Origin of the sequence: Candidatus Paraluminiphilus aquimaris (assembly GCF_026230195.1) — a bacterium.
Lineage (GTDB): Bacteria > Pseudomonadota > Gammaproteobacteria > Pseudomonadales > Halieaceae > Luminiphilus > Luminiphilus aquimaris.
In genome coordinates this window covers 474,613-500,022 of sequence record NZ_CP036501.1, presented here as the reverse complement: position 1 = coordinate 500,022, position 25,410 = coordinate 474,613, and the positions used below count along the sequence as shown (strand labels likewise).

Annotated in this window: 23 protein-coding genes; 11 read left to right on the top strand and 12 right to left on the bottom strand. The window is 52.3% G+C overall.

Annotated features, from left to right (window positions below):
- Positions 1–4: 4 nt before the first annotated feature.
- Positions 5–952: a glycerophosphodiester phosphodiesterase family protein gene (locus E0F26_RS02155; RefSeq protein ID WP_279242406.1), complete on the bottom strand. Its 948-nt coding sequence runs from the start codon at positions 950–952 to the stop codon at positions 5–7.
- A 135-nt stretch (positions 953–1,087) separates the two neighbouring features.
- Between E0F26_RS02155 and E0F26_RS02150 the strand changes: the two genes are divergently transcribed.
- Together E0F26_RS02150 and E0F26_RS02145 are read left to right on the top strand one after the other, a co-directional pair.
- Positions 1,088–1,429, top strand: a complete 342-nt coding sequence (locus E0F26_RS02150; protein ID WP_279243244.1) for a hypothetical protein — start codon at positions 1,088–1,090, stop codon at positions 1,427–1,429.
- Positions 1,430–1,470: 41 nt separating this feature from the next.
- A complete protein-coding gene (locus E0F26_RS02145) occupies positions 1,471–1,854 on the top strand; it encodes a nuclear transport factor 2 family protein (protein WP_279242405.1) in 384 nt (127 codons plus the stop codon).
- 85 nt (positions 1,855–1,939) lie between these two features.
- Here E0F26_RS02145 and E0F26_RS02140 read toward each other — a convergent pair whose 3' ends face one another.
- Positions 1,940–4,252 (bottom strand): TonB-dependent receptor, encoded by a 2,313-nt coding sequence (locus E0F26_RS02140; RefSeq protein WP_279242404.1) that lies wholly within the window; start codon positions 4,250–4,252, stop codon positions 1,940–1,942.
- Between the two features lie 45 nt (positions 4,253–4,297).
- Positions 4,298–4,546, bottom strand: a complete 249-nt coding sequence (locus E0F26_RS02135) for a hypothetical protein (RefSeq protein ID WP_279242403.1) — start codon at positions 4,544–4,546, stop codon at positions 4,298–4,300.
- A gap of 326 nt (positions 4,547–4,872) precedes the next feature.
- On the opposite strand from E0F26_RS02135, the gene E0F26_RS02130 reads away from it, so the two are divergent.
- Positions 4,873–6,123, top strand: coding sequence for an MFS transporter (locus tag E0F26_RS02130; RefSeq protein ID WP_279242402.1), 1,251 nt, complete (start codon positions 4,873–4,875; stop codon positions 6,121–6,123).
- 1 nt (position 6,124) lies between these two features.
- Positions 6,125–7,063: a 2-hydroxyacid dehydrogenase gene (locus E0F26_RS02125; RefSeq protein WP_279242401.1), complete on the top strand. Its 939-nt coding sequence runs from the start codon at positions 6,125–6,127 to the stop codon at positions 7,061–7,063.
- 43 nt (positions 7,064–7,106) lie between these two features.
- Here the strand turns inward: E0F26_RS02125 and E0F26_RS02120 are convergent, their stop codons facing one another.
- Both E0F26_RS02120 and gorA read right to left on the bottom strand, forming a co-directional pair.
- Positions 7,107–7,862 carry a sulfite exporter TauE/SafE family protein gene (locus E0F26_RS02120; protein ID WP_279242400.1) on the bottom strand — a complete coding sequence of 252 codons (756 nt, stop codon included), beginning with the start codon at positions 7,860–7,862 and terminating at the stop codon, positions 7,107–7,109.
- Complete coding sequence (gorA, locus tag E0F26_RS02115; RefSeq protein WP_279242399.1) at positions 7,859–9,223, bottom strand: glutathione-disulfide reductase; 1,365 nt, start codon at positions 9,221–9,223, stop codon at positions 7,859–7,861. The genes E0F26_RS02120 and gorA overlap by 4 nt, the downstream gene beginning before the upstream one ends.
- 72 nt (positions 9,224–9,295) lie before the next feature.
- On the opposite strand from gorA, the gene E0F26_RS02110 reads away from it, so the two are divergent.
- Positions 9,296–10,417, top strand: a complete 1,122-nt coding sequence (locus E0F26_RS02110; RefSeq protein WP_279242398.1) for a DUF481 domain-containing protein — start codon at positions 9,296–9,298, stop codon at positions 10,415–10,417.
- An 84-nt stretch (positions 10,418–10,501) separates the two neighbouring features.
- Positions 10,502–11,812 (top strand): ribonuclease J, encoded by a 1,311-nt coding sequence (locus E0F26_RS02105; RefSeq protein ID WP_279242397.1) that lies wholly within the window; start codon positions 10,502–10,504, stop codon positions 11,810–11,812.
- Positions 11,813–11,825: 13 nt separating this feature from the next.
- On the opposite strand, the gene E0F26_RS02100 is transcribed toward E0F26_RS02105, so the two are convergent.
- The gene (locus tag E0F26_RS02100) at positions 11,826–12,914 is read right to left on the bottom strand and encodes a PQQ-dependent sugar dehydrogenase (protein WP_279242396.1); all 1,089 of its coding nucleotides are present in this window, start codon (positions 12,912–12,914) and stop codon (positions 11,826–11,828) included.
- A gap of 78 nt (positions 12,915–12,992) precedes the next feature.
- Between E0F26_RS02100 and E0F26_RS02095 the strand changes: the two genes are divergently transcribed.
- Positions 12,993–13,454: a hypothetical protein gene (locus E0F26_RS02095; RefSeq protein ID WP_279242395.1), complete on the top strand. Its 462-nt coding sequence runs from the start codon at positions 12,993–12,995 to the stop codon at positions 13,452–13,454.
- Between the two features lie 7 nt (positions 13,455–13,461).
- On the opposite strand, the gene E0F26_RS02090 is transcribed toward E0F26_RS02095, so the two are convergent.
- Positions 13,462–14,439 (bottom strand): NAD(P)H-quinone oxidoreductase, encoded by a 978-nt coding sequence (locus E0F26_RS02090; RefSeq protein WP_279242394.1) that lies wholly within the window; start codon positions 14,437–14,439, stop codon positions 13,462–13,464.
- Between the two features lie 101 nt (positions 14,440–14,540).
- Between E0F26_RS02090 and E0F26_RS02085 the strand changes: the two genes are divergently transcribed.
- Positions 14,541–15,746 (top strand): iron-containing alcohol dehydrogenase, encoded by a 1,206-nt coding sequence (locus tag E0F26_RS02085; protein ID WP_279242393.1) that lies wholly within the window; start codon positions 14,541–14,543, stop codon positions 15,744–15,746.
- Here E0F26_RS02085 and E0F26_RS02080 read toward each other — a convergent pair.
- Positions 15,718–16,470, bottom strand: coding sequence for an alpha/beta hydrolase (locus tag E0F26_RS02080; protein WP_279242392.1), 753 nt, complete (start codon positions 16,468–16,470; stop codon positions 15,718–15,720). The genes E0F26_RS02085 and E0F26_RS02080 overlap by 29 nt on opposite strands.
- Positions 16,471–16,603: 133 nt before the next feature.
- Complete coding sequence (locus E0F26_RS02075) at positions 16,604–17,692, bottom strand: MBL fold metallo-hydrolase (protein WP_279242391.1); 1,089 nt, start codon at positions 17,690–17,692, stop codon at positions 16,604–16,606.
- A gap of 100 nt (positions 17,693–17,792) precedes the next feature.
- On the opposite strand from E0F26_RS02075, the gene E0F26_RS02070 reads away from it, so the two are divergent.
- Genes E0F26_RS02070 through E0F26_RS02060 form a run of 3 tightly spaced genes read left to right on the top strand, consistent with a single transcriptional unit; the run spans position 17,793 to position 20,276 of the window.
- Positions 17,793–19,160, top strand: coding sequence for an aminotransferase (locus tag E0F26_RS02070; RefSeq protein ID WP_279242390.1), 1,368 nt, complete (start codon positions 17,793–17,795; stop codon positions 19,158–19,160).
- Positions 19,161–19,200: 40 nt separating this feature from the next.
- Positions 19,201–19,695, top strand: coding sequence for a DUF2878 domain-containing protein (locus E0F26_RS02065; protein WP_279242389.1), 495 nt, complete (start codon positions 19,201–19,203; stop codon positions 19,693–19,695).
- The gene (locus E0F26_RS02060; RefSeq protein ID WP_279242388.1) at positions 19,692–20,276 is read left to right on the top strand and encodes a chalcone isomerase family protein; all 585 of its coding nucleotides are present in this window, start codon (positions 19,692–19,694) and stop codon (positions 20,274–20,276) included. Before E0F26_RS02065 ends, E0F26_RS02060 begins: the two co-directional genes overlap by 4 nt.
- Positions 20,277–20,292: 16 nt before the next feature.
- Here E0F26_RS02060 and E0F26_RS02055 read toward each other — a convergent pair whose 3' ends face one another.
- The 3 genes from E0F26_RS02055 to E0F26_RS02045 form a co-directional block, all read right to left on the bottom strand.
- Entirely contained in the window at positions 20,293–22,686 is a 2,394-nt protein-coding gene (locus E0F26_RS02055) for a TonB-dependent receptor (protein WP_279242387.1), read from the bottom strand.
- Between the two features lie 107 nt (positions 22,687–22,793).
- Positions 22,794–24,356, bottom strand: a complete 1,563-nt coding sequence (locus E0F26_RS02050; RefSeq protein WP_279242386.1) for a tetratricopeptide repeat-containing sulfotransferase family protein — start codon at positions 24,354–24,356, stop codon at positions 22,794–22,796.
- Between the two features lie 2 nt (positions 24,357–24,358).
- Positions 24,359–25,183, bottom strand: coding sequence for a helix-turn-helix domain-containing protein (locus E0F26_RS02045; RefSeq protein WP_279242385.1), 825 nt, complete (start codon positions 25,181–25,183; stop codon positions 24,359–24,361).
- Between the last annotated feature and the right edge of the window lie 227 nt (positions 25,184–25,410).

The following is a 25,410-nucleotide window of genomic DNA, read 5'->3' as shown; positions in this document are numbered from 1 at the left end:
GTTTTTAGATCTCCAGCTGTCGTATTAAATCACGCGTTTTATCTGAGAAGTCTGTGAATGCGCCATCAACCTGTAGGTCGACAAAAAGTTTCTTATGTAGTTCGGTGAAGTTTACACCGTCTAGGCTTGCTGAATCTGCACGAAGTGTAAATGGGTGCAAAAAAAGACCTAAGTTTTTAGCCGCCGTGACCATTTTGCTCGGTCCGCCGTTCTTATCAAATAGCAGAGGAATATGCGGGCCTATTCCGTCGGCGTACTGGCGAATCTCGCCAATACCTTGAGCGGTTTGCATACGATCGAAATCGCCCCGCAAATCAGCGGGCATTCCTTCGCAAATAAGTTGAATGAGTGTGCTGGAAAATCGCTCGTCGCTTTTGAATCGCTTAAGGGTTTCTGGGTCAAAACACTGAATCACGGTGCTCTGTGGGTCATTGAGTCGATCAAACCTTTCAAGCACGTCGTAAACAGCCTTAAAAAGATCAGCGCCGAGGCGTTCGTGATGTTCCGGTTGCTTTAGTTCGATGTAGACGCCTGCCTGATGATTACCTTTGGCATTCAAGCTATCGATTAGGCTTAACTCCTCTGCCAGCGTAGGCACCTTAAACCCATCGTAAGGTCCTGCATGCCTACTCGGGAAAACACGTCTTCCCTCACTGTCTGTCCGCTCATGCGCCGTCATTGACTGGATCTCCTTCAGCGTAAAGTCATGACAGTAGAACTTGCCATCGTGCTGCTGACGTTCTGGGAAGAGCACCGCAACGTTGGTGGTGAGCTCGAGTGTTATATCGTGGAGCACGATGGGGATGCCGTCACCAGTGAGCACCACATCTTGCTCAATAAAATGCGCGCCTTGTTGATGCGCGAGTTCAACTCCCTGAAGGGTGTGCTCAGGCAAATATCCGCATGCTCCACGATGAGCAATGATGGCTGGTTTGGCCTGTAACGGCGACATTGTTGTAACCTCTGGCTTAGAATTATTATGCGAGACCATAATTGTCGCAGAATCTTGTTAAATTTTGTTCGGCGATTATGCTCAGTCTGCAATACTCCCACTGGTTAAGCGATATCACAGGAAGCGTCCGTGGAAATGTCACGTGAACAACAAAAGCGAGCACCGAATCCGCCTCTGGGTTATTCCCGCGAGTGTCGGCTTACGGAGGCAAAACAGATTCGTCTCGTTGCCGAGTTTCATGCGAATCGAATACGGCCCAGTCGAATTGCCTATCGACTCGGTATCGATATTGCTTTGATTGAATCGCTGCTTACCGGAGAATATCAACCGGCTTTCTTCTCTGAACAGCTCGCCGCTGCACAGAAGCGGCGCAGAGATCTCCGCGTCAAATCGTCGAATCGGCTGCGCGGACAAGCGGCCTACGAAGCAAGAAAAACGGCGGAGCGAGACTTCGAGACGGCGCAGTCTCAAATCTAGGGCGGCCTATTAAATTGAAAATAAGGGAAAAGGGGTAGTTCATGGAAGCGCTGGCACGTTGGCATCATGTTATGGAAGAGGGCGATATGGACGCGCTCTTTGATCTCTTACACCCGGACTGTGTTTTTGTATCGCCTGTCGTCCATACGCCGCAGGAAGGAAGAGACATTACCTATGCGTACCTCCGGGCCGCTAACAAGGCCTTATCCGAGGACTTTCAGTATGTGCGAGAGGTTGTTCAGGATAACCATGCGATTCTTGAGTTCACGGTCATGGTCGACGGCATATTTGTAAATGGGGTCGATATGATTACGTTTGAGAACGATCAGATTATCGAGTTTAAGGTTATGGTTCGCCCTCTAAAGGCCGTGAACGCGGTTTGGAAGCAAATGGGTGCAATGCTTGAGCGTCAAAAGCACGGATAATTTCCCATTCATAATGATGAGACGCAAAGAAAAAGGGCTACTGAAACCAGTAGCCCTTTTTTGTAGGTCGCCCTGTAGGACTTATTTAGAACGACAACCTCGCTCTGATACCGATATTTCTGCCGGCAAGCGGAACTTCATTTTTTACGAACGATGTGTGGTTACGCGCGACTTCATCCGTAAGGTTTCGACCGTAGGCTCCGATCGTGAGTACGGCTCGATCGCCCAGCTCTACGCTGTGTGATAAGCGAGCGTTAACCAAGGTAAACCCCTTCGTGGGTGTTTCGAAGTCACTGATGGCAGTTTGACGATTCACGTCTTGGATTTCCAGTAAGGCAGTGGTCATGCCGCGAGTGTAATCAAATGCCAAAACATTTCTTGCTGGCGTGATCCTGGGCACGTCACCACCACGCGCAAATTCGGCGTTAACAGCGTCACGCTGCAACCGAATTTCGAGGTCGCCACCAGCGAGGGTAAAGCGCCGGCCAAGCTCGATTTCATAGCCGCTGAAGGTGGCGTCTTGCTGAGTATATGAAGACATCATCAAGCCCTCATGATCATGCTCATCATGGTCGGAATCGTGGTCTTCGTCATGCTCCTCCTCATGTTCTTCCTCGTGATCGTCTTCCATTTCGTCCCGCAGATAAACATAGTTATCTACACGGTTTCGATAAAGGGAAGCGTTCGCAAACCACTCATCTGAAGAATAGACGAGGCCAATGTCTATATTGTTCGCACGCTCTCTGTCGAGATTGGCATCACCCACTTCGTATCGCGCTACTGCAAGGTGCTCGCCATTCATAAACAGCTCCATGGCAGACGGTGTGCGATTGACCAGACCTAGATTGAATGAAAATTCGAGAGAATCGGTAATGGGTCGACTCAGAGAAAGTGCACCGCTGAAGGATGAGTCCCGGTAGGTGAAAGGCTCTAATTCAAACCCTTCTTCACCGTGTCCATCATGGTCTTCGTCATGGTCCTCGTCGTGATCCTCGTCATGGTCTTCCTCGTGATGCATTTCACGAATCTTGCCTTCACGCTCGATATCGTCCCAGCGGACACCCATATCGATATCAAAGCCACCTGCCTCTAAGCCAGCAAAGAAGCCGATAGTCGTTTCGGTGGATTTCACGGGCTCCATGAAGGCTTCTTCACCTTTTACGGCGAGCTTCTCGGAGACGCGATTGACGACGACCCGACGGGGTGCTTCATCCGTCCCTAACTCAAAAACGAGTTGAACTTCCGTTGACTCGTTACTGAAAAAAGTAGGTTCTTCAGAGTGCCCATGATCATCATGTTCCTCACCTTCGTGCTCTTCGCCCTCATGTTCTTCCTCCGCGTGTGCCTCGGCAAGGAGGTAGTCGGTGTCACGAACACTGAATCGCACGCTATTTAGCAGGTCGCTATTGATGTTTAATCGGCCTTCTAGCGATAAAATCTCCGAGTCTGTGCGAGAGACAATGCGCTCTTCCCCATGCTCCTCGTGCTCATCGCCATGGCCTTCTTCATCGTGATCCTCATCGTGGTCTTCGCCCTCGTGATCGTCGTCATGATCTTCGCCTTCGTGTTCAGCGTGCTCGCCATGAAAGGGGATCCCATAAGTGGAGCTCAGCTCTTGATAGGAGGCACCAACGTAGCCCCAATCGCCGGTTCGCGATATACCAATGCGTTGTGACTCGGTTTCATAGTCCGAGTTGGCAAGCGTGGTCATATCTTCATCATGATCTTCGTGCTCGCCTTCGTGCTCGCCTTCGTGCTCGTCTTCATGCTCCTCGTCATGGAGGATTGCCCCGCGAGGGACATCATAGCTGTCAGCATCGAACTCGCTGTAGTCGTAGCTTAGGTTGAAACCCGCTACGTTACCGCGCGCGCCAGCACTAAAGCCCTGTCCATCATTCACAGATTGCGACTCACCCGAGATATAAGCAGTTGGCTCCTCGACATCACTTCGCGCAATCGTGTTATCGACGACGTTAATAATGCCGCCACTCGCACCGTTGCTATAAAGAAGTGCTGATGCGCCGCGCACCACTTCAATTTGCTGTACGTTATTTAAGTCAAGATCGTTTGCGTGGTCAGGCCCGATGCCGGAAACATCTCGAATCACTAAGCCATTTTGTAAAACCTTGACTCGGTTTCCGGACATTCCGCGAATTACGGGTTGACCCACCGCTGGACCGAAGTTGTTAGATGAGACACCTGGCAGATCGCTAAGGTGCTCACCGAGAGATTGCGAGCCCGCTTGTCCAATCTGCTCGCCAGACACGGTAAATGCCGTGGCTGTTGAGCTGGCGTGTACGAGCGAAGAGGTGATAACAATTTCTTCGATACTATTTTCTTGCGCATAAGCAAGTGGAGCAATGGCAACGGCCACTGCGAGCGTGGAAAAACGCTTCATTGGAGTTACTCCTAAGTTAATAAATCAGAACAATTACTCGATGATTTATTGCTTAGGTGGGGCGCGACTCCTGTATTGGCGAACCTCTCGAGGCAGCTCCTCAAGTGTCAGTGATTCAAAGCGTGTGGTTTGCTCGGCGTAAGTGTAAGCAAACTCGGTTTGCTCGGTTTCACTAAACGGTAGGTGACAGGCTTGGCACTCGACAAATTCTTGCTCAGTGTCGGGTGTGAAGTCGTGAGTCGCTCCATGCGCAACGGAACCCACCACCAAGAAGGCGGCGATGAACGCTGACAAAAACCACTTTCGATTTACTGTAACCCTTACTCCAAGAGCGTCTAACCACACTGGATAGTAAGGTAATTGGTTCGAAACACAATATGCCTTTTTACAGCAAAAAAGACCTGAGGCTTTGTATGATTTCGGCGCAATTGCCAATGTGAGGCTTTGCCTTACAATGCAGGCACCACTGATTCTGTGAGGCCTCATCCAGGGCAAGCTGATTCCGGTGGTAATAACCGGTGTTTCAAGGCGGCTTTTCAGTGTAATTACCTCAGTGGAGGTCATATCACCCAATTGACGTCAGAGACAGGTATGCGTGGTCCCTTCTAATTGGCTTCGCCATGCTAAACCGACTGTCTATGATCGCGAAGCTGTTAGGGAGTCCGCATCGAATGCCATCTAATGATGCATCGCGCCACAGTCCACTTATTTGGCTGGTTTTTCTGGTCATTGTCATTGATCTAGTGGGTTTTGGTTTGGTAATACCGCTGCTACCGTTTATGGCGCCATCGCTAGGTGGTGACGCCGCCGACATCGCATTTATTATGATTACTTACGCCATAGGCGCTGCGATCATTGCGCCGATGTGGGGGCGCTTGTCAGATACAGCTGGACGACGATTTGCACTGGTTCTCGCACTACTTGCGAGTTCAGGCGCCTACGTCGTAACCGCGTTATCCGACACGTTGATGCAAGTATATGTGGGCCGCGCACTATCAGGCCTGGCAGCGGGAAGCCTGCCAGTGGCTACGGCGCTGATGGCAGACCTTAGTCCGCCTGAGCGCCGTGCAAAGGCGATGGGTTTGGTGGGTACGGCGTTTGGCTTGGGGTTAATAGCAGGGCCTGTATTGGGTGGCTTGCTAACCGGTGACTCTGAGAGCTTTGCTTTACCCTTTTATACCGCTGCCGTTATGTCGCTAATCGCGGCCATTTTTGCTTTTTGGCTCCTACCGCCCCAAATAGTGAGGTCGGAGGGCGGTAAAGGCGACCAAGCGCTTCCGAACACATCGGTGTCGGTGCTTGCTCCTAGGAAAAATAAGTTGCTGCTCATGCAGTACGTCACACATACCTGCTCCGTAAGCTCGATCATTTATTTGTTTCCACTCTGGGTGGCCGATGCTTATCAATGGGGCCCTTCTAATGTGGGTTATTTTTTCGGCGTTGTGGGTGTATCGATGATTACACTTCAGGGTGGGTTGCTGGCGACTTTGAGCCGTGTGTTTGGACACCTTAATGTGCTTCGTGTTGGCGCTATAGTGTATGCCGCGTCTTTGTTTGTCGTTGCGCTTGGGGAGACGACTTTATGGATGCCAGCTATGATTTTGTTTGCGTTCTCGGGGTCCACGGTTTGTCTCCCCTTACTTAACGCCATTGCGTCAGAGATTGTGCAGTCAAATCATCGCGGTCGGATGATGGGAATGACGGCCTCTGCGTCATCAGTGGGGCGGATTGTCGGTCCCCTGTTTGCAGCTGGGCTTCTCTCTTCGCAAGGTTTTGGTATGGCCTGGCTGGGAAGCGGACTGATGGTGCTGTTTTTAGTTTTTTGGTCGTTTACCGCGGCGCGGGATTTCAAGCGCCTGGAGCTTAGCTGACATGAAAGTAGCAGTAACGTTTCCTATACCAGAGGCTGCGAAAGTGCTTTTGGATGAGATGTTTGAATGCCGCGTTTGGGAAAGCGATGTGCCGATTCCCCAAGACACGCTGGCCTCATGGTTGGCTGAGGTGCAGGGTGTTTTGACAACACTCACCTGCCCGCTCGGTGAAGAGGTGCTCACCGGGGCTCAAAATTTGAAAGTTATTTCGACAGTCTCTGTCGGCGTTGATCATATCGATATCGACTTCGCGAAGCGTCAGGGGATAGCTTTAGGTCATACGCCCGGCGTGCTGACTGATAGTACGGCAGATTTAGCGGTCGGATTGATGCTGGCCGTTGGACGTCGAATGGCAGAGGGCGATGCGCTAGTCCGCGCCGGCGCCTGGAGTGATGGGTGGAAGCCTAATTTGTTACTTGGAACAGATCTAAGTGGCTCCACGGTTGGGCTAATAGGCATGGGGCCAATTGGACAGGCGGTAGCAAAGAGACTGAAAGGCTTCGGTTGCCATGTTTTAGCGTGGAACCGCACGCCTCGCGAGGTGGCCGGTGTGGAGTTCACCGACCTCGAAACGCTGTTATCAAATGCTGACATTGTGTCACTTCACACCGCCCTTACGGATGATACCCGTGGAATGATCAGTCGAGAACGACTTGGACTAATGAAAGACCAGGCCATGCTCATTAACACAGCGCGCGGCGGTATCGTCGATGAGGTGGCGCTCGTAGAGGCGTTAGCCACAGGTCGTTTACGGGCCGGCCTCGATGTCTATGCCGAGGAGCCTCTGCCTCTTGATAGCGTTTTTCGCTCGCTTCCCGGCTGCGTTTTGTTGCCCCACGTAGGAAGTGCGACCGAGCGGACACGTAGAGCCATGTTTGAGCTAGCGCTGGCAAATCTCGTAGCGGGTATGCAAGACGAGCCCTTGCCCGCTGCTCTGTGAGCCTGTGGTTACTTATGGCTCGCGCCAAGCCCCAGCGAGAAAACTAAGGGAAAAAGAGTAGTTTTATGATCATGGCAATAATGGCCGCGGTGAGAACTCTTCTGATGAGCACTTCGCCGTGGCTGAGTGTGAGCCGAGCACCTACGATTCCCCCCGCTACATTTCCAATAGCAGCTATAGCCCCTACCACCCAGAGAACTTCACTGGTTGCCGCAAAGACAAAAATAGCCAGTAGCGTGTAGGTGAAAATAATAAATACCTTGAGAATATTGGTGTTCACAAGACTGAGGCCCATGACGCGGTGCATGATCGGTAAGACGACGAAGCCCATACCGATTTGAATAAAGCCTCCCCAAAACCCAGCAGCGGCCATCAGAACGTGACCAAGGACTAGATTTTGAGGCTGATCCTCTGCTGAGGCAGACTTTTTGCCCTGTGGCGCTTGCATTAATAACAGTACGGCCACCATTACGAAGGCGAGTAAACCCTCAAACTGCTCGTTATTGAGTCGCGTGCTGAACCAGGCACCGAGCAGCGCTGGCGGTATGGCTACGGCGGTTAATGATGCGCAAAGCTTTGCGTGGGGTACGCCGTGCCGTAAATAGGTCGCGATCGCTGATGCGTTATGCGCCACGATGGTAATCCGGTTTGTGCCATTCGCTATGGGCCCGGGCATGCCCAAGAACATCATGACAGGTACAGTCAGAATAGACCCGCCACCCGCCATGACATTAACAAGCCCAGCACCAAACCCCGCAACGATAAGAATCGCAATTTCCCACCACAGCAAATCCATCATTCGCGGGGTGTTCTCATAGTCACAAATTCCTCAGCGGCAGTGGGGTGTATGCCAACGGTGCTGTCAAAATCAGCTTTAGTTGCTCCCGCCTTCATCGCCACGGCCATTCCCTGGCAGATCTCACCTGCGTCAGGGCCGACCATGTGCAACCCAATGACCCGATTTGACGACTTATCGACAATCATCTTCATCAGCGTTCTTTCGTCACGCCCACTAAGCGTATGTTTCATCGGCTTAAAATCAGACAGGTACACGTCAACTTCTAACCCCTGAGCGTTCGTTTCTTCCTCGGTTAAGCCCACTGTGCCAATGTTAGGCTGGCAAAAAACCGCGGTTGGAATGAATGCGTAATCCATCGATTTAGATGCGTTCCCAAACTGGGTGTGTGCAAAAGCCATGGCTTGCTCAATAGCAACCGGTGTTAATTGTGGGCCGCCGGTCATATCACCGAGCGCAAAGATCGATGGCTCGTCTGTTTGAAAGTTATCGCCTGCACTGACATAGCCACGTGCATCAAGTTTTACAGCAGTTGACGCCAAGCCAAGGCCCTCAAGATTGGGGTGGCGACCTGTGGCACACAGCACGGCGTCGGTGGTGATGCTCGAGCCGTCGGAGAGCTGTGCTTCAAGGCCGTTCTCGGTGCGGGCTAATGCGACAATATTATTATTGAATCGAAGATCAACGCCGGTCTTTCTAATTTCATCCGCAGCAAATTTGCGAATATCTTCATCGAAGCCCCGCATGAAGAGGTCACCGCGGTAAAGCTGCACCACCTGTGATCCGAGACCATTAAAAATACAGGCAAATTCGGTGGCAATGTAACCACCGCCGATGACAAGCAGGCGTTTTGGGAAGACCTCGAGATCAAAGATCTCATTTGAGGTTATCGCCAGCTCGTTACCGGGAAAATCAGGTTTTGTGGGCCACGACCCTGTCGCCAGAAGAATTTTTTTTGCGTGGTACTGCATTCCGTTGACTTCAACGGTGTGTGCGTCAATCAGTTTGGCCATACCGTTGATCACCTGGGCACCCGAGCCATCGAGCAGTCGATCATAGATGCTGTTAAGTCGGCTGATTTCCCGCGTTTTATTATCGCGCAGTGTAGGCCAGTCAAACGCGACGCCGTCAACGGACCAACCGAATCCCTGGGCGTCTTTGAAGGCCTTGCCAAATTCGCTGCCGTAAACGTAAAGTTTTTTGGGAACACAGCCTACGTTGACGCAAGTCCCCCCCAGATAAAGCCCTTCGGCAATAATGACTTTGGCACCAAGACTGGCTGAGACGCGCGCTGCACGGACGCCACCTGAGCCCGCACCGATGACAAATAAATCGCAACTGTTATCATTATCCGTATCTTGCATGCTGTGCCCTGTTTTCCCTGTGGGAGGCTCGGTTAATGCAGCTTACCGATGCGCTCAACGAAGATCTGCTACATGCCTATTATACCTTGGAACCGTGATCGATCTGCTGATTGGTCGCTATTGCTTTTTTTATTGATGATCCTGCTTCTGACATCAACTTGGTCAGGGCAGGTCCATGCCCTTAATCAGTCACGGGTTTTACTTTTTGATGGCTCGGTGATCGTGGGTAAGATTGTCAGCTATCGAAGTGATGCGGTCACATTGGATACCAGCTTCAATCGAGAGCTCGCTATCGACGCTACGCTGATCAAGGATATTGAGGCATCTGCAGAGGACCTCAGTATCGCAACGCTCTTGCTAAAGGACGGACGTAGAGTCGAGGCAGCACCATTTATTGTAACAAGTGGCTTGCTCGCGCTTTCTGACGGCGAGATTGTCAAGTTATCCGACGTCGACAAACTCAATCCCGAGCCTTGGGAAATGGGACAGGGCTATGCCTGGCAGGGGCTGGCGTCTGTCGCTTTGACCGTCGCGCGGGGTAACACCGATGCGGATCAGTTAGACGTGGCAATCAATACGCAGCTCGACAGCACGCGCGACCGAATCACGCTCAGAGCAAACATTGAGCGAGATACGGCGATTGTTACGGTGCCTTCCGCATCGGGTGACGGGACCTTTGATCGGGTAAGTACGCCCTCTGCAGATAACTGGCAGATCATCGGCAAATACGATTATTACCTAGAGGACTGGACGACACACTACTTTGGTGTAAACGCATCAATCGAGGCCGATGAGTTTACTGATATAAGGTTGCGAAGCTATATCGGCCCTTATTACGGACGTAAATTGTTTAACGGTTCGTGGGGGAAGCTCGATGGCGAACTGGGCTTCGTTCGAGTAGACACCGATTTTTATAATGCAGATGACACTGAGTATTACGGTGCGAACTGGAACTTTACCGGCGAGAGTATGGTGTTAGGAGGGGACTCACGGTTGTACCTCACCCATGTTGGCATTTTGAACATTAGTGACGATAACAGTGTCATCTTGGATACAACCGTGGGTTTTGGTTTTCCTCTCTTCTTTGGGTTAGAAGCGGCTGCGGAGTTTTCTATCGATTACGATGGTGCGGCCGCCGTGGGAAAAGAGTCGGTGGACCAGTCATATAACCTCCGCGTTGGCTATAGTTGGTAATCCCATGCCAGATACCGACGTACTTTGACACGCCCAGCCTCTAAGACAGCTTTTTTACCGCTCGGTGGTTGTGGCGAGATTGGTATGAACATGAATCTCTTCTCCCACGGTGACCGATATTTAATGGTCGACTGCGGGATCACCTTTGAGCAGGCGTTGGCTGACTCACAGGGGAGGCCTGCGATTCAAATGCCCGACCCGAGCTTCATTGCAGGTCAACGCGAATCATTAGACGGTCTTATCATCACACATGCTCACGAGGACCACTTCGGCGCCGTTCCGTATTTGTGGCAGGAGCTAAAGTGCCCTGTTTATGCGACGCCCTTTGCTGCTGCGGTGCTTCGCAAGAAAGCGGCTTGGCGGCGAGCTCCGCCGCCTGAGCCGCTTATTGAGGTTCTCCCGGGAGAGACGCATACCATCGGGTCATTTCGCGTCACTTGGCTGCCTATTACGCATTCGACGCCTGAGACCTGTGCACTGCTTCTAGAGACGGATGACTGCCGAATTCTTCATACCGCTGACTGGAAAATTGATACGCGCCCTGTCATTGGCCAAGGTTGGTCGCCAAGTCAGTGGAAGGCGATCGGTGACAAGGGAATCGATGCCGTCATATGCGACTCAACGAATGCCACGAAGCCGGGCCGTTCACCGACAGAGGGTGAAGTGGGTGATGCGCTGGTGAAATTGATCACGTCGCTTAAGGGGCGTGTGGTGGTTGCCTGTTTTGCCAGCAATGTCGCGCGTGTGCAAAGTATTTTCCGAGCGGCACACGCGTCTGATCGTCGAGTGGGGCTCATGGGACGATCGCTGGACATTATGGTCCGCTCGGCTAAAAACGCCGGTGTGTTCGAGCCCAAAGTGCCCATCATCGAGGCCGAGCATTTAGGGTACCTACCCGAGGGGGAGGTGCTGGCGGTTGCAACGGGAACGCAGGGTGAAATTGGAGCTGCGTTGCATCGATTAATGATGGATACCCACCCCCATATGTCACTGGGTGAGGGCGACACCGTTATCTTCTCATCAAAGACCATACCCGGTAATGAAGAAGCGGTTGCGAGACTAATAGCTGGACTGGAAGATCGGGGTGTAAGTGTTATTCATGCAGATAAGGTGAGTGCTACCTTGCATGCGTCGGGACACCCTTGTGAAGATGAATTGGCCGACCTCTACGAAGTTATCAAGCCGCAGGTGTGTATCCCCGTTCACGGTGAGCCGAGACACATGGAGGCCAATGCCAAAGTGGCTCAGCGCTGTGGCGTGCCACTGACGCTCACGGGTCGAAATGGCGACTTATTCTATCTGTCACCCGCGCCTGGCGTTAGACGACGCTGGGCAACGGTGGGCCGCCTTCAAGTTGACGAGAAGGCCAAGAAGTTGGAGCGCGCTCCGAGCTAAAAATGGGGGAGTACTAATCCGCCCCGGCACTAATGCGGACCACTTTTCCCGCTTCTTCATCGATGACGGCAATGGACCCATCGTTGAGCATTCGCACGTCACGAATTCTACCTTCAAACCCTGGAAACGGCTCACTGACAAGCGCCTCATCCCCGGATACATCAACTGCGACCACGTTTTTGGACTTCAAGCCACCCACTAGCAACTTCCCTTTCAGCTCAGGCATCGCATCGCTGGTGTAAAGAGCGAGTCCTGATGTTGCAATGCTGGGCACCCAGTAAGTCACAGGCTGCTCCATACCCGGAGCCTCCGTGAAGGGCGAGATAATGGCGCCTGAGTAATCGACACCGTAGGTAATAGCGGGCCACCCATAGTTTTTGCCGGCGGTGATTTGATTGAGCTCGTCTCCCCCTTTGGGCCCGTGCTCCGTCATCCAGATGGTTTGAGTCGGCGCGTCAACTATTAAGCCCTGTGGGTTCCTGTGGCCGTAGCTATAAACGAAGGGGGCATCTGTGAAGGGGTTGTCTGCGGGAGCTTCCCCCGTCTCAGTCATGCGAAGTAACTTGCCTAGCTGACTTTCTTTTTTCTGGGCATCTTCCCTGAGGGTGTAGCCTTCGCCAACGGAGAGCAGTAACGTTCCATCATCAAGAAACGCCATGCGACCCCCGAAGTGACCGCCGCCTTTTTTGTTGGGTGTAACCTCAAAGATGACGCTGAGATCTGTCAGCTCCGAACCCATAAGTGTTGCCTTTGCTACGGTTGTTCGGTTGCTATCTTCGGAACCCGCAGCGTAAGCCAAAAAGATGACGTTATTCGCCTCGAAGTTGGGGTGTAAGACCACATCAAACAAGCCACCTTGTCGTTTTGCAAAAACGTTCGGAACGCCGCTGATTGATTGTATTTCGCCTTCTCTAGAGACGTGGTGCAGGCCCCCTGGCCGTTCGGTAACCAGAAAGCCTTGGTTGTTGGGGAGTTCGGCAAGCGACCAAGGCGTATCGAAGCCCTCGGCAATCGTCTGAATCTCGATATCGGCGTGAGCGACATGAGTAAGAAGCGCTGAAGAAAGAATACAAACAAACGTTTTGATTAAGCGAAGAAGCATACCGGTTAACCTGCACTGGATTGTGCGTCGACTATAGCGCAACATGGCCAGCCATGTGGAGTTGTGAGGGTTAAGATAATGCGGTTGCTTATCAACGCTGTATTTGCGGCGACAGTGGGCTACACGCTCAGCGTATTGATTAATTCATCGGTGAGCGCCGCGACGCTAGTGGGTTTTGGCATCGAGGTCACGATAGGCGATCGATTTCAAATGTTTGCGACCGAGTGGCTTGGGCTTGCCAGTACCTACCTCCTCATTTACGTACTGCTGCACACCGTCGTTTTCTTACTGATAAATCATTTTGCGTACAACGCAGACGAGCCCAGGGTTAGTAATCCGGCTACGGGGCATGCCTTGTTTGCCATTGCAGGCGCGCTGTCTTTGCTCCTCGTTTACATGGGTCTCGATACAGCAATGGGGCTAAGCGGTGTTCTGGTTGCCTCTGGCCGAACAGTAGGTGGCCTCATGGCGCATGTTGCTACGGGTGCGGCATCGGGGCTAATTTTTTCCAGATTGAGTGACCGCTCGAGCACGTCCTAGCGCCGCTTTATGAAGCGCATTTTAATAGGAGCTTACCCGCATGACCGCCCGAGGCCATGTAGGTCTGGGCATCTAGGGCGTCAGGCAGATCATAAACGCGGTCAACGAGGGGAGTCATAGCGCCTGCGGCGACGAGGGGCATCATATGCGCCTCAACTTCTTCGAAACAGCGAGCTTTCTCGGATGGCGTGAGCCTACGGAGCGTACTCCCTGTGAGGGTCGCGCGTTTCATGAGCAGCTGCGTGAGATCGATTGTTGCTTGGCCTCCGCGCATTAGACCAATGCATGCAATGCGGCCATCAACCGCGAGACACTCAAGGTTGAATTGTTCAAAGTCACCTCCGACCATGTCCAACACCACATCTACCTCACCCATAACACCGTGTTCTTGGCACTGCTGTGTGAGTGATGACGCGCTGTAGTTAAGGCTAATGTCGGCACCAAGTCGGTCCAAAATTGAACATTTTTCAGGCGTTCCCGCCGTGGCAATGACCTTACAGCCCATAGACTTAGCGAGTTGCACAGCAATATTTCCAATACCACTCACACCGCCGTGGACAAGCAATGTTTCGCCCGCCTTTAGCGACGCCCGAACGATCACGTTGTACCAGACGGTCAGAAAGGCCTCGGGCAAACAGGCTGCGGTTAGGTCATCGACACCCTCAGGGGTACGCATCGTGCACACAGCTTTCGCAACTGCTTGTGTGGCATAGCCACCGCCATGCACCAGTGCGCAGACACGCTCGCCGACAGAAAATCCGCTTTCTTCGCCGGCTACTTTGATGCAACCAGACACCTCTAGCCCCATTACTTTGCTGGCGTCAGGGGGTGGTGGATACAAACCCATACGCTGTAATACATCGGCTCGGTTGAGGCCGGCATAAGCGACATCAATGACAACCTCGTCCGCACGGCATTGTAGATCGTCACCTTGCTGAATACTGAGGGTTTCGGGGTCTTCAATATGGATAAAGTGATATGACATAGTGGCGCAAATGCATTCCTAGGGTTACTGTTGGGACAAATTAAAAGATCTGGCGAGCATACCGGTAATCGACCACTCGCCGCAAAAATTAGGGGCATCTCATGGCTAAACCAATGTTTCTCAGAAAAATAAAAAATCGCTTGATCTATACCATGGCGAAAGTCGTTGCTGGTGAGCCCTCAGGGCAGTACATGGCCTTCGTCGGTAAGGCGAGTTGCGCGCGCTTGTGCGAGCGAATTGTTGAGCTGGGACACACCTCTGTAATGGTTGTGACTGACAAAGCATTGCGCGATTTAGGGCTTGCTGATGAGGCGGTTGCCGGCCTCAACCGCGATGGTGTCACGCTCAGCTGGTACGACAAGGTGGACCCCGACCCCACATACGGGCATGTCGAAGCAGGTGCCCGCATTTTGCGTGAGTCAGGTGCTACGGCCATTATTGCTGTTGGAGGTGGGTCTTCCATCGATTGCGCAAAAGTCATTGCACTTACCAAGCACAACAGCGGTGATATGACGACTTGGGCGGGCTTTGGAAAGGCACCCGATGAAGCAGCACCGTTGTTTGCCATTCCCACGACGTCGGGCACCGGCAGCGAAGCCACTATGGGTGCCGTGATTACCAATCAATCGACCCACAAGAAAGAGATTATTTCAGGTGGCGCCATTCACCCTGCCGCCGTTGCCCTCGACGCGTGTCTTATGGTGGGGCTGCCAAAGCCCATTACGGCCGCAACAGGCATTGATGCGCTGACCCATGGGGTTGAGGCCTATATTTCCACTTGGGAGCGGGGAAATCGAACAGAGATGGGGCGGATTTCTGTGCAAGGCGTTTTCCGTTGGCTCCGGCAGGCCTGTGAAGATCCTGGAAACATGGACGCAAGAGAAGGCATGGCGCTTGCCGCGTATAACGCGGGTGTGGCGATCAATCAGGTGAACGTGGGTAACGTGCATGCGATCGCGCATCAATTAGGTGCCAACTTTGGTATCCCACACGGACACGCCAACGCACTGGTGCTGCCACATGTGCTCACCTTGTACGGAGAGACGGCGGTTGAAAGGTTAGCTGAGCTTGCGGTAGCTACCGGTGTTTCAGATTCGGGGCACCCAGAAACACGAGCTCGCGCCTTCATCGCGGAGGTAGAGCGGTTGATCGCAGATGTAGGAATTGCGCCAACAGACCCACGTATAAAGCGGGAGTCCTTTGATGCCATTGCAGAAGCGGCAATGGATGAGGGCGATGGCTATTTCTGCCCGAGACAGCTTGAGAAGTCAGAAATTCTCAATCTTCTTGAGGCGATTTCAGGATAAGCGGTGTTGCCAGCCATTGGCTGGCAAGGCTTACTGCGCGTTGAAAATCGCCTGAATCGCCCTCTGAGCAGACTAACCCGTGGCTGGCGGTTTCGAGGTGTTTGTACATAACCTTGCAGCCGGCGCGATGGAGTCTTACGGCAAAACGCGCCCCATCGTCACGGATAGGGTCTTTTTCGGCTGTGATAATCAAAGTCCGGGGGAAGTTGTTTAAAGACGTCCTGCGTCCCGGGAAGATGCGCTCCAATGAAGGGTCAGCAGGCGCGATATTTCCAAGATAAGCATCACAGCACCAGCGCATATTTCGAGCAGGGACGAGCCCTGATTTAGCGTGCTCTGTATAAGAGGGCAGGTCAGTGATGTAGTGCTGTGTCGCGGGGTATATTGCGAGACAACCGGCCATCCCATATTGATGCGTCAACGCGAGCGTTGTTGCGATGGCGATGTTGCCGCCAGCGCTGTCGCCGGCAAGGATAAACATCCCGTTATTCGGGGCCAAGTTAGTGAGGTTATCGATAACCCAGCGGCTTGCCTCCAAGCTGTCATCATGTGCTGCGGGGAATTGATATTCCGGCGCTAGACGGTAATCGATCGAGATGAGACTACAACCGCTTTGCTGGCTAAGTGCTCTGCAGAATCTATCGTGCGTGTCCAAGCTTCCGACGACCCATCCACCACCGTGTGTGTAGATCACCATGGGTTTGTCGGCATTACCGTGATACATGCGTAAACTGACCTGCCGGCCGTCTAATTCGACGCAGAGATTACTGACGGGGACCTTTGCACGCGGGATCCCCTCCCAGGCCTTATTGTGGCGCCGAAGGTAGAGCGAGCGTGCAAATTTTGCGATTAATCGATTAAGCAGCGACGTCATCTGCGTGGATAAATTGCGAGTTCGGGTTAGCGTGGTAAGTGTACAGCCCCTCTGCATTGATCTTGCGATTAACGTTACCGCGCTGGACGAGATAATTGAGGTGAGCCACCGTCTCCCCGGTGGCGAGATGCACCTCGTGTTCCTTTAACACCCGATTAAATAACGGTGTGAAGCATTCGGGGACTGTCTTGGGCTCACTTAAATGATTGTAAAGCTGCGCAAGTGACTGCCGGTGCCCGTCTATAATCTGGTTGAGTCGTGTTCTGGCACCTTTGAAGGGCGACTGATGAGCGGGGAGAACCAGCAAGTCCTCGGGCAGGATGTCGAGTAATCGTGTGTTCGATGAGAGCCAATATTCTAGAGGGTTACCCTCGGGTTCGGTCGGGAAAACCGAGACATTGGGCGTTATTCTTGGAAGGATTTGATCACCTGCGATAATGAGCTTGAGGCCGGGACAATATAAACACGCATGTTCAGGGGAATGCCCCTGACCGATAACCACCTGCCAGTAGTGATCGCCGATGTTAATGGTTTCCAGATCAACAATGCGGCGATAGCTGTGCGGTAATGGCTCGGACATTTTGCCAAACGTACCAAACCGCTCCTGATAGCTCGACATGAGTTCTTCGGTGAAACCAGCCCGTTTGTAGAACGTCAGTGCTGTCTTTGGGATCTCGTCTGAGGTGTAGCTCAGAAGCAAGCTGCCATTTAAGTATTCACTGCGGGTCATCCATACCTCGCAGTCGAAACGCTCACAGAGCCATCCTGCAAGACCAATGTGGTCGGGATGTAAGTGGGTGCAAATGACGCGCAGGACAGGCTTGCCTTGCATAAAGCCAGTAAATAATTGTTCCCACTGCGCTTTGGCGCTATCGAGCTTCATGCAGGTGTCGACGACCGTCCAGCCACCTTCTTCTTCAAGTAGCCAGATATTGATGTGATCGAGGCCTCCGGGCATCTTGAACCGAACCCACCACACCCCTGGCGCTACTTCCATTGGCTCACCAAAGTTCACTGGACTCTTTCGACCCCAGGGATAGACAAGGCCTCGGTACTCTTCATTCACCATCATCAATCGGTGTTCCTACAATTAAGGGCGCTCTTACCCGATCGGGGTACGGCGCCGTTGTTAAAGCTTGTGGAGAATACAAGCATTAGCTGGAGATGATACCGTGAATGCCACCTTAGAAACGAATCAGTTACGACAACTCGATCAGCAGCATCACCTGCATCCTTTTACAGACTTCCGTGATTACGCTCAAAACGGGGGGCGGATTGTCAGTCGCGCTGAACACATTTACATCTTTGATTCCGACGGAAATAAAATCCAAGACGCAATGTCCGGCCTGTGGTGCTGCAGCCTGGGGTATAGCCAGGATGGCATCAAACAGGCGGTTGCTGATCAGTTGATGGAGCTCCCCTTTTATAACAATTTCTTTAAGTGTTCGAATCAGCCTGCGGTGGAGTTAGCTTCGCGGCTTACAAGCATGGCGCCAGCACATTTTAATAAGGTCTTCTTTACCAATTCAGGCTCTGAGGCGAATGACACACAAATTAAGTTTGTGCATCGTTATTTCCAGTTGCTGGGAAAGCCTGAGAAGCGCTTAATCATTAGTCGCAAAAATGCGTATCACGGCAGCACAATCGCGGCGGGTTCGCTCGGTGGCATGAGCGCTATGCACGAGCAGACCCAGGGCTTGAATTACATCCATCATATCGAGCAGCCACATTGGTTTGAGTTGGGTGGTGATATGAGTTCTGACGAATTCGGTCTATGGGCGGCCAATGAGTTAGCAAAGAAGATCGATGAACTCGGGGAAGACAAAGTGGCCGCCTTTATCGCCGAGCCGATTCAGGGCGCCGGGGGCGTGATTATTCCGCCAGATACCTATTGGCCCGCGGTCCAGAAAATTCTCGATGAGCGCGATATTCTTTTTATCTCTGACGAGGTGATTTGCGGTTTTGGCCGCACAGGGCAGTTATTTGGATTCGAGACCTATGGGACCAAGCCCGACCTTATTACGTTTGCGAAAGCCGTGACCAATGGCTACATGCCGCTCGGCGGCTGCTTGGTCAGCGATAAAGTGGCAGATGTGCTACTCGGGCACGGGGGTGAATTTGCCCACGGATTGACCTATTCAGGTCATCCAGCTTCGTGTGCCGCCGGTTTGGCCACGATGGATGTTTTGGAAAACACCGAGATTCTCGCGCAGTCCCAGTCTGTACTCGCGCCACACTTTGCCAATGCACTTCAAAATTTAATGGATCATCCGATTGTTGGCCAAGTGCGAGCAAAAGGGCTGGTTGCTGCCGTAGAATTAGTGCGTGACAAAGGGTCTCGGGAGCGGCTAGCACCGGATTCTGCTGCTGCCGTGTACTGTCGTGATCGTGCGATTGAGCACGGCTTGATGGTGCGCCAAACCGGCGACGCTATGATTATGTCGCCGCCGTTCGTCACAACGACCCAAGAGGCGGACACGTTAGTGTCTAAGTTAGAGACGGCACTTGATCAAACCGCAAAATTTTACGGTCTAAGCTAGCGAACGAGATCTTAAGTGCTGGCTTTGCCGTATCAGCAGCATGACGATTGTAGAGAAATCCTGGTTTAACGCTATTTGGTTCCAAATAACGTGGTTTAGTTGCGTGCTTGGCCGCGATGACTGGCTGTTACTGACCTTGGCCCTGATGGCATTCCATTACTGGGCCGTCTCCGACCTTCGGTTGGAATTGCGTCGAGTGCTTCCCTGCTTGGTGTTGGGCTTAGGTGTCGATTTCCTGCTGACGTTACTGGGTGTCTTCAATTTTGGAGATCAACTCTTCCCACTGTGGATGGTCTGTTTGTGGTGTGTTTTTCCCACCGCGCTCCCTCGCGCTATGGCATTTCTCGCCAAGAGTGGCTGGCGCCCTGTCGTACTGGGAGCAATAGCCCCTTTGAATTACCTCGCCGGGCAAAAGTTTGGTGCGGTTACACTGCCACTGGGTGAAGTGAATACTATGATCCTCCTGGTGCCATTGTGGATGATCATGCTGCCTGTGATGGTGCGCTTTAGTCAGTATCAATCTCAGCCGCAATGACGCGACGTTCTCTCACGGTTTTTTTAACGTTTCTTGTCACGTTGGCTGGCACCTTAGTGGTTTCTGCACAGACTCGTGATCTCGCCACCGACAATGTAGTCGGTGAACAAGCGCTAACCACAGAGTTAGCCGTTGCTTACGAAGCGCTTCCCGCCCTAAAGCAGGTGGGGACATCGACACTCAGAGTGGCGTTTTTCAAGGTTTTTGATTCGGCGCTATTCACGGAGTCAGGCGACTGGCGGGATCCTAGAACGTCGTTCAGGTTCGAACTCACGTACGCCCGCAGCATTTCAGGAAATTTTCTGGTCAGTCAGACGACTAAAGAGTGGGACCACCTGGGCTTTCAGGACAATCGCCGGTCGAGATGGGTCGAAGCTCTCAAAGCAATATGGCCCGACGTGAACAAAGGGGACACCATCGCGTTTGATGTTGATGCAGAGGGCGTCAGTCGCTTTTACTTTAATGGCGCGTGGGTAGGTACGATAAACGATCCTGATTTCGCACCATCATTTATTGCGATATGGCTGTCTCCAGATACGTCTCGGCCAGCGCACCGAGACGGTTTGCTGGCCGATTCATAGGAATGATAGCGGGGTTTTAGTCCCAGCTAATACCTGTGCGGATGCCGATCGTTCTTGGACGCATTGGACCGAAGAAGTGAGAGGGTATGATGCCTCCATTGGCGTTGTAGCCGTCCCAGGTAAACTCGTTAAACAAGTTTTCAGCGTAGGCCTGAACGTACCAATTGTTGTCGGACTCGTAACCCACGCGGAGGTTGGCTACCGCGTAGGATCCTATGATTCCCTCGCGATTGCCTTCCCATGCACCGCCGCGCTCGCCTTCGTACGAAACCTCGAAGCTGGTTGCAATTGTTCCATGGTCAACCGGCACGTCTATGTCGAGTTTGGCCGCACCCGTTAATTTGGGAGCCCAAAAGATTCGACTTCCCTCGCAGCCTCGTCCATCGCCTTCTTGATCGACGTCGATGCTGCACAGCGATTCATTTACACCATCGTCGAGGTCAGGATCTCCAAGACCTGTTACGTCGGTATTGAGATAACCCATTGATAGGTAGAGGGTCGTGTACTCGCTAATCGCTACGGTAGTCGATGCCTCAACGCCCATTCCGTCGGTCTTACCGGCGTTTAAAACCCTGGCAGAGAAGGTGTCGCCAACATCCACATATTGGATAACTTGGGCATCGGTGTAGTCGTACATGAATGCCGTTAGGTCGAAGTTACCCGCACCGTCGAGATAGCTTGTTTTAAAGCCAATCTCGTAAGAGTCCATTTGTTCAGGCTTGAACGTTCCCGGACGGAAGCCGTCTGCTTGGGTAATACCTGTTTGAGCGACTTCAGGTGGTACACCTTGGGCGTCTTCAATCCAGAAACTACCAAAGCCTCCGGATTTGAACCCTTGGGTGTAGTTTGCAAAAAACATTGCGTCGTCATTAGGCGTCCAGGTGAGAGCAAACCGTGTAGTGGTGTCGCTCCAGGACTTCGAGTCTTCGATGTACTCATCTGTGGCAAAGCCATAGGTGAAATAAGGACCGAGGTAGCTATCGGGCTCTGGCACTAAGATGCCAAAGTCTTTGTCATCCTTGGTGTAGCGCACGCCAACGGAAGCCATGAGCTCATCGGTGACTTGGTAGTCGAGGTTTACGTACGCCGCCCAACCGGTGTACTTGCCTTTGAGCATACCGGTTTCGACAAGATTGCCATCAGAGCTGGGATAGAAATCGGTGTAGTAATCAGAGCACCCACTGTAGAACTCATAGCCGTAAGTTTCGGCGTAATAGTTGAGGTAGTACTGGCACATCAGGTCCTCGGAGCCTATTGCGTTGAACTCGGCATCGAGGTCTTCGTCGTAATACGAGACACCGGTGTACCAGTTGAGAGGACCATCACCGGTGCTTGTGAGTCTCAGTTCTTGCTGAAAGTATTGCCCTGACTGCTCGAACTGGAAGTTGTTTATATTGAGCGACGTGCCGTCGTAATCCTCGGAGTAGTAGTAGTCGTGGTCCTTGTAGCCTGTGTTCGAGTTAAGCGTTGCAAAACCCAGGTCGTATTCGACAAATACTCCGATGGTAAGAAGGTCGCCGATATCGGCATCGCCACCTTCAAGATCCGAGTCAATTTGCTGGTTGTTTCCATTCACCGTTGTGTCGTCAACGATGTAGCCGTCGAGTGCGTCCCAGATATCGCCACTATCGATTGCGCGATACATCGAACCTGACTGCTTTCTGTCTTCCCAGTCAACAACTGTGTCGATAGAGAGCGCGTCCGACTCGTAGCGCGTCGACCAGCGAATGGCCTTCTTACTGTGATCGATTTCGTCATTACCGGAGAATACGTTCTTGGCGAAGCCTTCTTCGTGAGAACTGTAACCGGCTAAACGCATGGCAAAGTTATCGCTCACCGGGATGTTAACGGCGCCCTCAAATACGGCGTGCTCGCGCTGTCCGAAATCAAAGTCGATGAACGCGTCATTTGAGCCTATTTCCGCTTTGCGCGTGTGCACACTGAATGCGCCACCGATGGAGTTGCGTCCGAACAAGAAGCCCTGGGGCCCTCGAAGAATCTCCGCTCGCTCGACGTCAAACAAGCTTGTTACAGCTGAGCCGTTTCTGCCTTCGTAGAGGTCATTCTTAAAAAAGGCTGATGAGGGATCGCCCCCGACACCGAAGTCCTGTGTTCGTACGCCACGGATACTGACCGCGTCGATGTAAGAGTCTTGTGAGTTACCGCTGACACCGGGGGTGTAAGCAATAAGGTCTTTTACATCGTTAAGATTCGTCTCTTCAATGAAGTTGCCAGACAGCGCTGTAATCGCAAGGGGAACGTCCATGACGCCTTGCTCTCGCTTGGTGGCCACAACGATAACTTCTTCGAGTGTTTGTGCGACCGCTGGGCCTGTACTAATAAGCGCTGCTGATACCGCCAAGGGTAACAGGAGTTTGGTGTTGGGTTTTGTGCCAAAGACCTTTGACATAGTGGTTTCCTCGGGTGGTGCTGAGCAGTCATCACGCAAAGTCTGCTCGTTATTTTTGTTAAGAAGTCTGACGCTTCAGTTAGTTCGTCCCTAAGTATACTCCGGCACTAATCTAAGGGAACCCCTAAGCGCTTAAGCTCATTTGCCATGGGTGCGAGCTCTGTCTCATATCGACGCCAGCGACCAATTGATCGTGTGTGCGCGGGCTCTCTTACCTGCACCGAGCTTGCCGTGGCGACACCTGCGCTACTTTCGTGAAAGTGCAGACAGGCGTCTTCCCACTCGAGTCCCAACGCGGCAATTAATCTCCGTGCATTGGGCTCGAGATCTCGGGCGGTGTCCTCGTAACTCACATCGATGATTTTCCCAGGAAACTCTGCGTGAAAATGCGCCATAAGATCGCGGTACCGCGCGTGATGCCGGGCCATTTCGCCTTGGTCGTAAGAGTGAAGGTAGGCATCGGCAAACAGTTGCTTGAAGCTGGCAAAGCAGGCGTCCATTGGACCCCTTACAAGGTGGACGATCTTCGCGTTGGGCAGTGCCGCAAGAATCAGTGGTAGGTTGAGATAATTGACGGGCAGCTTGTCGACAAAGAAGGGTTTTTTGGCACGCTGTTTAGCGGTTGATTTTAAGTACATTTGACCGATGTTCGCAGGATCGATCTCAGCTGCTGCCAAAAAGAGGTCGCGTGAGAATCGTTTGGGGTCGTTGTGTCGAGTCGCGCGGCGCACAGCGAGGCCGAATTGTTGCAGTTCGCCCGCAGACAGGACTTGCGAATGGCTGGTGATGACACGCTCGATAAGCGTTGTGCCCGTTCTCGGCTGACCCAGCACAAAAATCGGCGATGAATCCGCAACCCCGGGTGGTCGCGCTGCCAGCCAGTCGCCCGTATACGTTGCTTTGATAGCGTCAAACATAGCAATTTCATCGGCTTCACTGAATTCCACAGTTTCGCGTCTCGCGCGAGCACCCTCGCTGAAGGCCTTGAAGGCGGCGGGCCAGTCACCCAAGTCCTCACTTTCTTTGCCGATGGCATAGTGAAGAAAGCCCTGGGCGCGCTTTGACTGTCGCCCGGACTGAATCAATGTCTGCATCTGCATGATGTGGTCGTCGTTGCTCGCTCGCTCAGAGTTGGCAAGTCCCCAATGACACTGGGCGCTATTGGGCTCTAGTGAAATGGCTTGTTTAAACAGCGATACCGCATCGTCAATTTTCCCAAGAAAAACACGAACGTTTCCCAAGTTCATCAGCGCAGATGAGTTGCTTGGCACCATTTGATGCGCCCGCTCAAAAAAGCGCTCTGCGGCTTCATATTCGCCCAGAGAATTCAGGACTGTGCCTGTGAGCTCTATCACGACGGGATCGTTTGGCTGTATGCGTCGGACTTCTTTTAACGCCGATTCTGCGGCCGCTATTCGACCCTCTCCCACATTCAACTTAGCCAAGTGCGCCCACGCTGCTGCATGGTTTCGGTCGAGTTTTACTACCGACTTAAACGCTTCGTGCGCTACCCGTCGCTGTTGCCCTTCAAGGGCTACTAAGCCAACCAAAAAATGCGCGGGCACTAATTGCGGATCATGACTTAGGGCTTGCTTGCAGGCTTCGCCAGCCGTCGCTAAATCACCCCGGTTTAGGGCGGAAAAACCATCGGCTAGGGTGAGATTCGTCACGCTCAGGAACTTCCCTGATAGGCAATCAGGGGGTCGGTGTCAGGATCTCCTGACCAGTGTGATAACGCCTCCATGAAAAGGAAAAAGAGCTCTGCTTGCGAGCTAATATCAAGCTTTGCGTAGGCGTGCTTACGATGCAGTTTCACTGTTTCGATTGAGATACCTAATTTCTCTGCGATCAAACGCGTATTGTGGCCAAGTAGTACGAGCTCTACGGTTTGTCGCTCACGCTTTGTCAGCATACTTGCACCAAATGCCGCCAGTGAGCGGTGCATTCGCTCGCGAAGTGTGGGGACATTGGCCTTAAGGACATCGTGAAAGTGCTTTCGACACAGAGCCGCGGACAGTTCATAGACACTGGATAGGGCCTTTGCGTGCTTCTTTTTAAATCGGGCGCCTTCTGCGGTTAAGCCGAGTGAAATATTTAGGAAGTTGTCTTTCGACAGTTTTATAAGAAGTCCGCATTCATCTTCGTAACCACAGGACTTGTAGTAGTTTTTGTAATACTCAGACGTTCGGAAGCTAGACGGCGCAAGATCCGCCAAGCGGAAAACACCAAAGTGCTCGTCGTATGCCGCAGCTCTGTAAAACGGGTCGAGTAGAAACGGTCCTGTTAAGTAGTTGCTCAGTGTGCTCTCGTACCGACCTCTGAGCGGTCGCGCGAAGCTAATTGAAGGTAATTCCTCATAACCGTAAACAATGACGGTCGAATCATCGGCTCCTACAAACTCGCACAGAGTATCGGCAAGTGTAGGAATAAAATCATCCGTTCCCAGCTTATCGATAGCGTGGGCAAACGCGACTGTGGTGGCTTCGAGTTTAGACATTTTGTTTAATTATTAATGAATAAAAATCGTCTGTTGTACTGTGCATATCGTTCTGGGCAGACAATAACACCGTGCGCTGTAATCGCGAACTCCCTCGTGAAGCTCTTGAGGCAAGATAGGAAAAATTTCCAACTTGCATCACCTCCGGATTGTACCGAGCGATTGACGCTCACGAGGGAGCTAGAGGGGGTATCCCTGTCACTTATAAACATCGTTTAGACTGTCGC

Bases quoted from the DNA above. Each gene is read 5' to 3' on its own strand.
- E0F26_RS02075 (WP_279242391.1), bottom strand. From the start codon at position 17,692: ATGATGGTGAATGAAGAGTACCGAGGCCTTGTCTATCCCTGGGGTCGA.
- gorA (WP_279242399.1), bottom strand. From the start codon at position 9,223: ATGCAAGATACGGATAATGATAACAGTTGCGATTTATTTGTCATCGGT.
- E0F26_RS02095 (WP_279242395.1), top strand. From the start codon at position 12,993: ATGCGGTTGCTTATCAACGCTGTATTTGCGGCGACAGTGGGCTACACG.
- E0F26_RS02155 (WP_279242406.1), bottom strand. From the start codon at position 952: ATGTCGCCGTTACAGGCCAAACCAGCCATCATTGCTCATCGTGGAGCA.
- E0F26_RS02125 (WP_279242401.1), top strand. From the start codon at position 6,125: ATGAAAGTAGCAGTAACGTTTCCTATACCAGAGGCTGCGAAAGTGCTT.
- E0F26_RS02045 (WP_279242385.1), bottom strand. From the start codon at position 25,183: ATGTCTAAACTCGAAGCCACCACAGTCGCGTTTGCCCACGCTATCGAT.
- E0F26_RS02150 (WP_279243244.1), top strand. From the start codon at position 1,088: ATGTCACGTGAACAACAAAAGCGAGCACCGAATCCGCCTCTGGGTTAT.
- E0F26_RS02105 (WP_279242397.1), top strand. From the start codon at position 10,502: ATGAACATGAATCTCTTCTCCCACGGTGACCGATATTTAATGGTCGAC.
- E0F26_RS02065 (WP_279242389.1), top strand. From the start codon at position 19,201: ATGACGATTGTAGAGAAATCCTGGTTTAACGCTATTTGGTTCCAAATA.
- E0F26_RS02110 (WP_279242398.1), top strand. From the start codon at position 9,296: ATGCCTATTATACCTTGGAACCGTGATCGATCTGCTGATTGGTCGCTA.
- E0F26_RS02130 (WP_279242402.1), top strand. From the start codon at position 4,873: ATGCTAAACCGACTGTCTATGATCGCGAAGCTGTTAGGGAGTCCGCAT.
- E0F26_RS02080 (WP_279242392.1), bottom strand. From the start codon at position 16,470: ATGTATCACGGTAATGCCGACAAACCCATGGTGATCTACACACACGGT.
- E0F26_RS02085 (WP_279242393.1), top strand. From the start codon at position 14,541: ATGGCTAAACCAATGTTTCTCAGAAAAATAAAAAATCGCTTGATCTAT.
- E0F26_RS02090 (WP_279242394.1), bottom strand. From the start codon at position 14,439: ATGTCATATCACTTTATCCATATTGAAGACCCCGAAACCCTCAGTATT.
- E0F26_RS02060 (WP_279242388.1), top strand. From the start codon at position 19,692: ATGACGCGACGTTCTCTCACGGTTTTTTTAACGTTTCTTGTCACGTTG.
- E0F26_RS02055 (WP_279242387.1), bottom strand. From the start codon at position 22,686: ATGTCAAAGGTCTTTGGCACAAAACCCAACACCAAACTCCTGTTACCC.
- E0F26_RS02145 (WP_279242405.1), top strand. From the start codon at position 1,471: ATGGAAGCGCTGGCACGTTGGCATCATGTTATGGAAGAGGGCGATATG.
- E0F26_RS02120 (WP_279242400.1), bottom strand. From the start codon at position 7,862: ATGATGGATTTGCTGTGGTGGGAAATTGCGATTCTTATCGTTGCGGGG.
- E0F26_RS02140 (WP_279242404.1), bottom strand. From the start codon at position 4,252: ATGAAGCGTTTTTCCACGCTCGCAGTGGCCGTTGCCATTGCTCCACTT.
- E0F26_RS02100 (WP_279242396.1), bottom strand. From the start codon at position 12,914: ATGCTTCTTCGCTTAATCAAAACGTTTGTTTGTATTCTTTCTTCAGCG.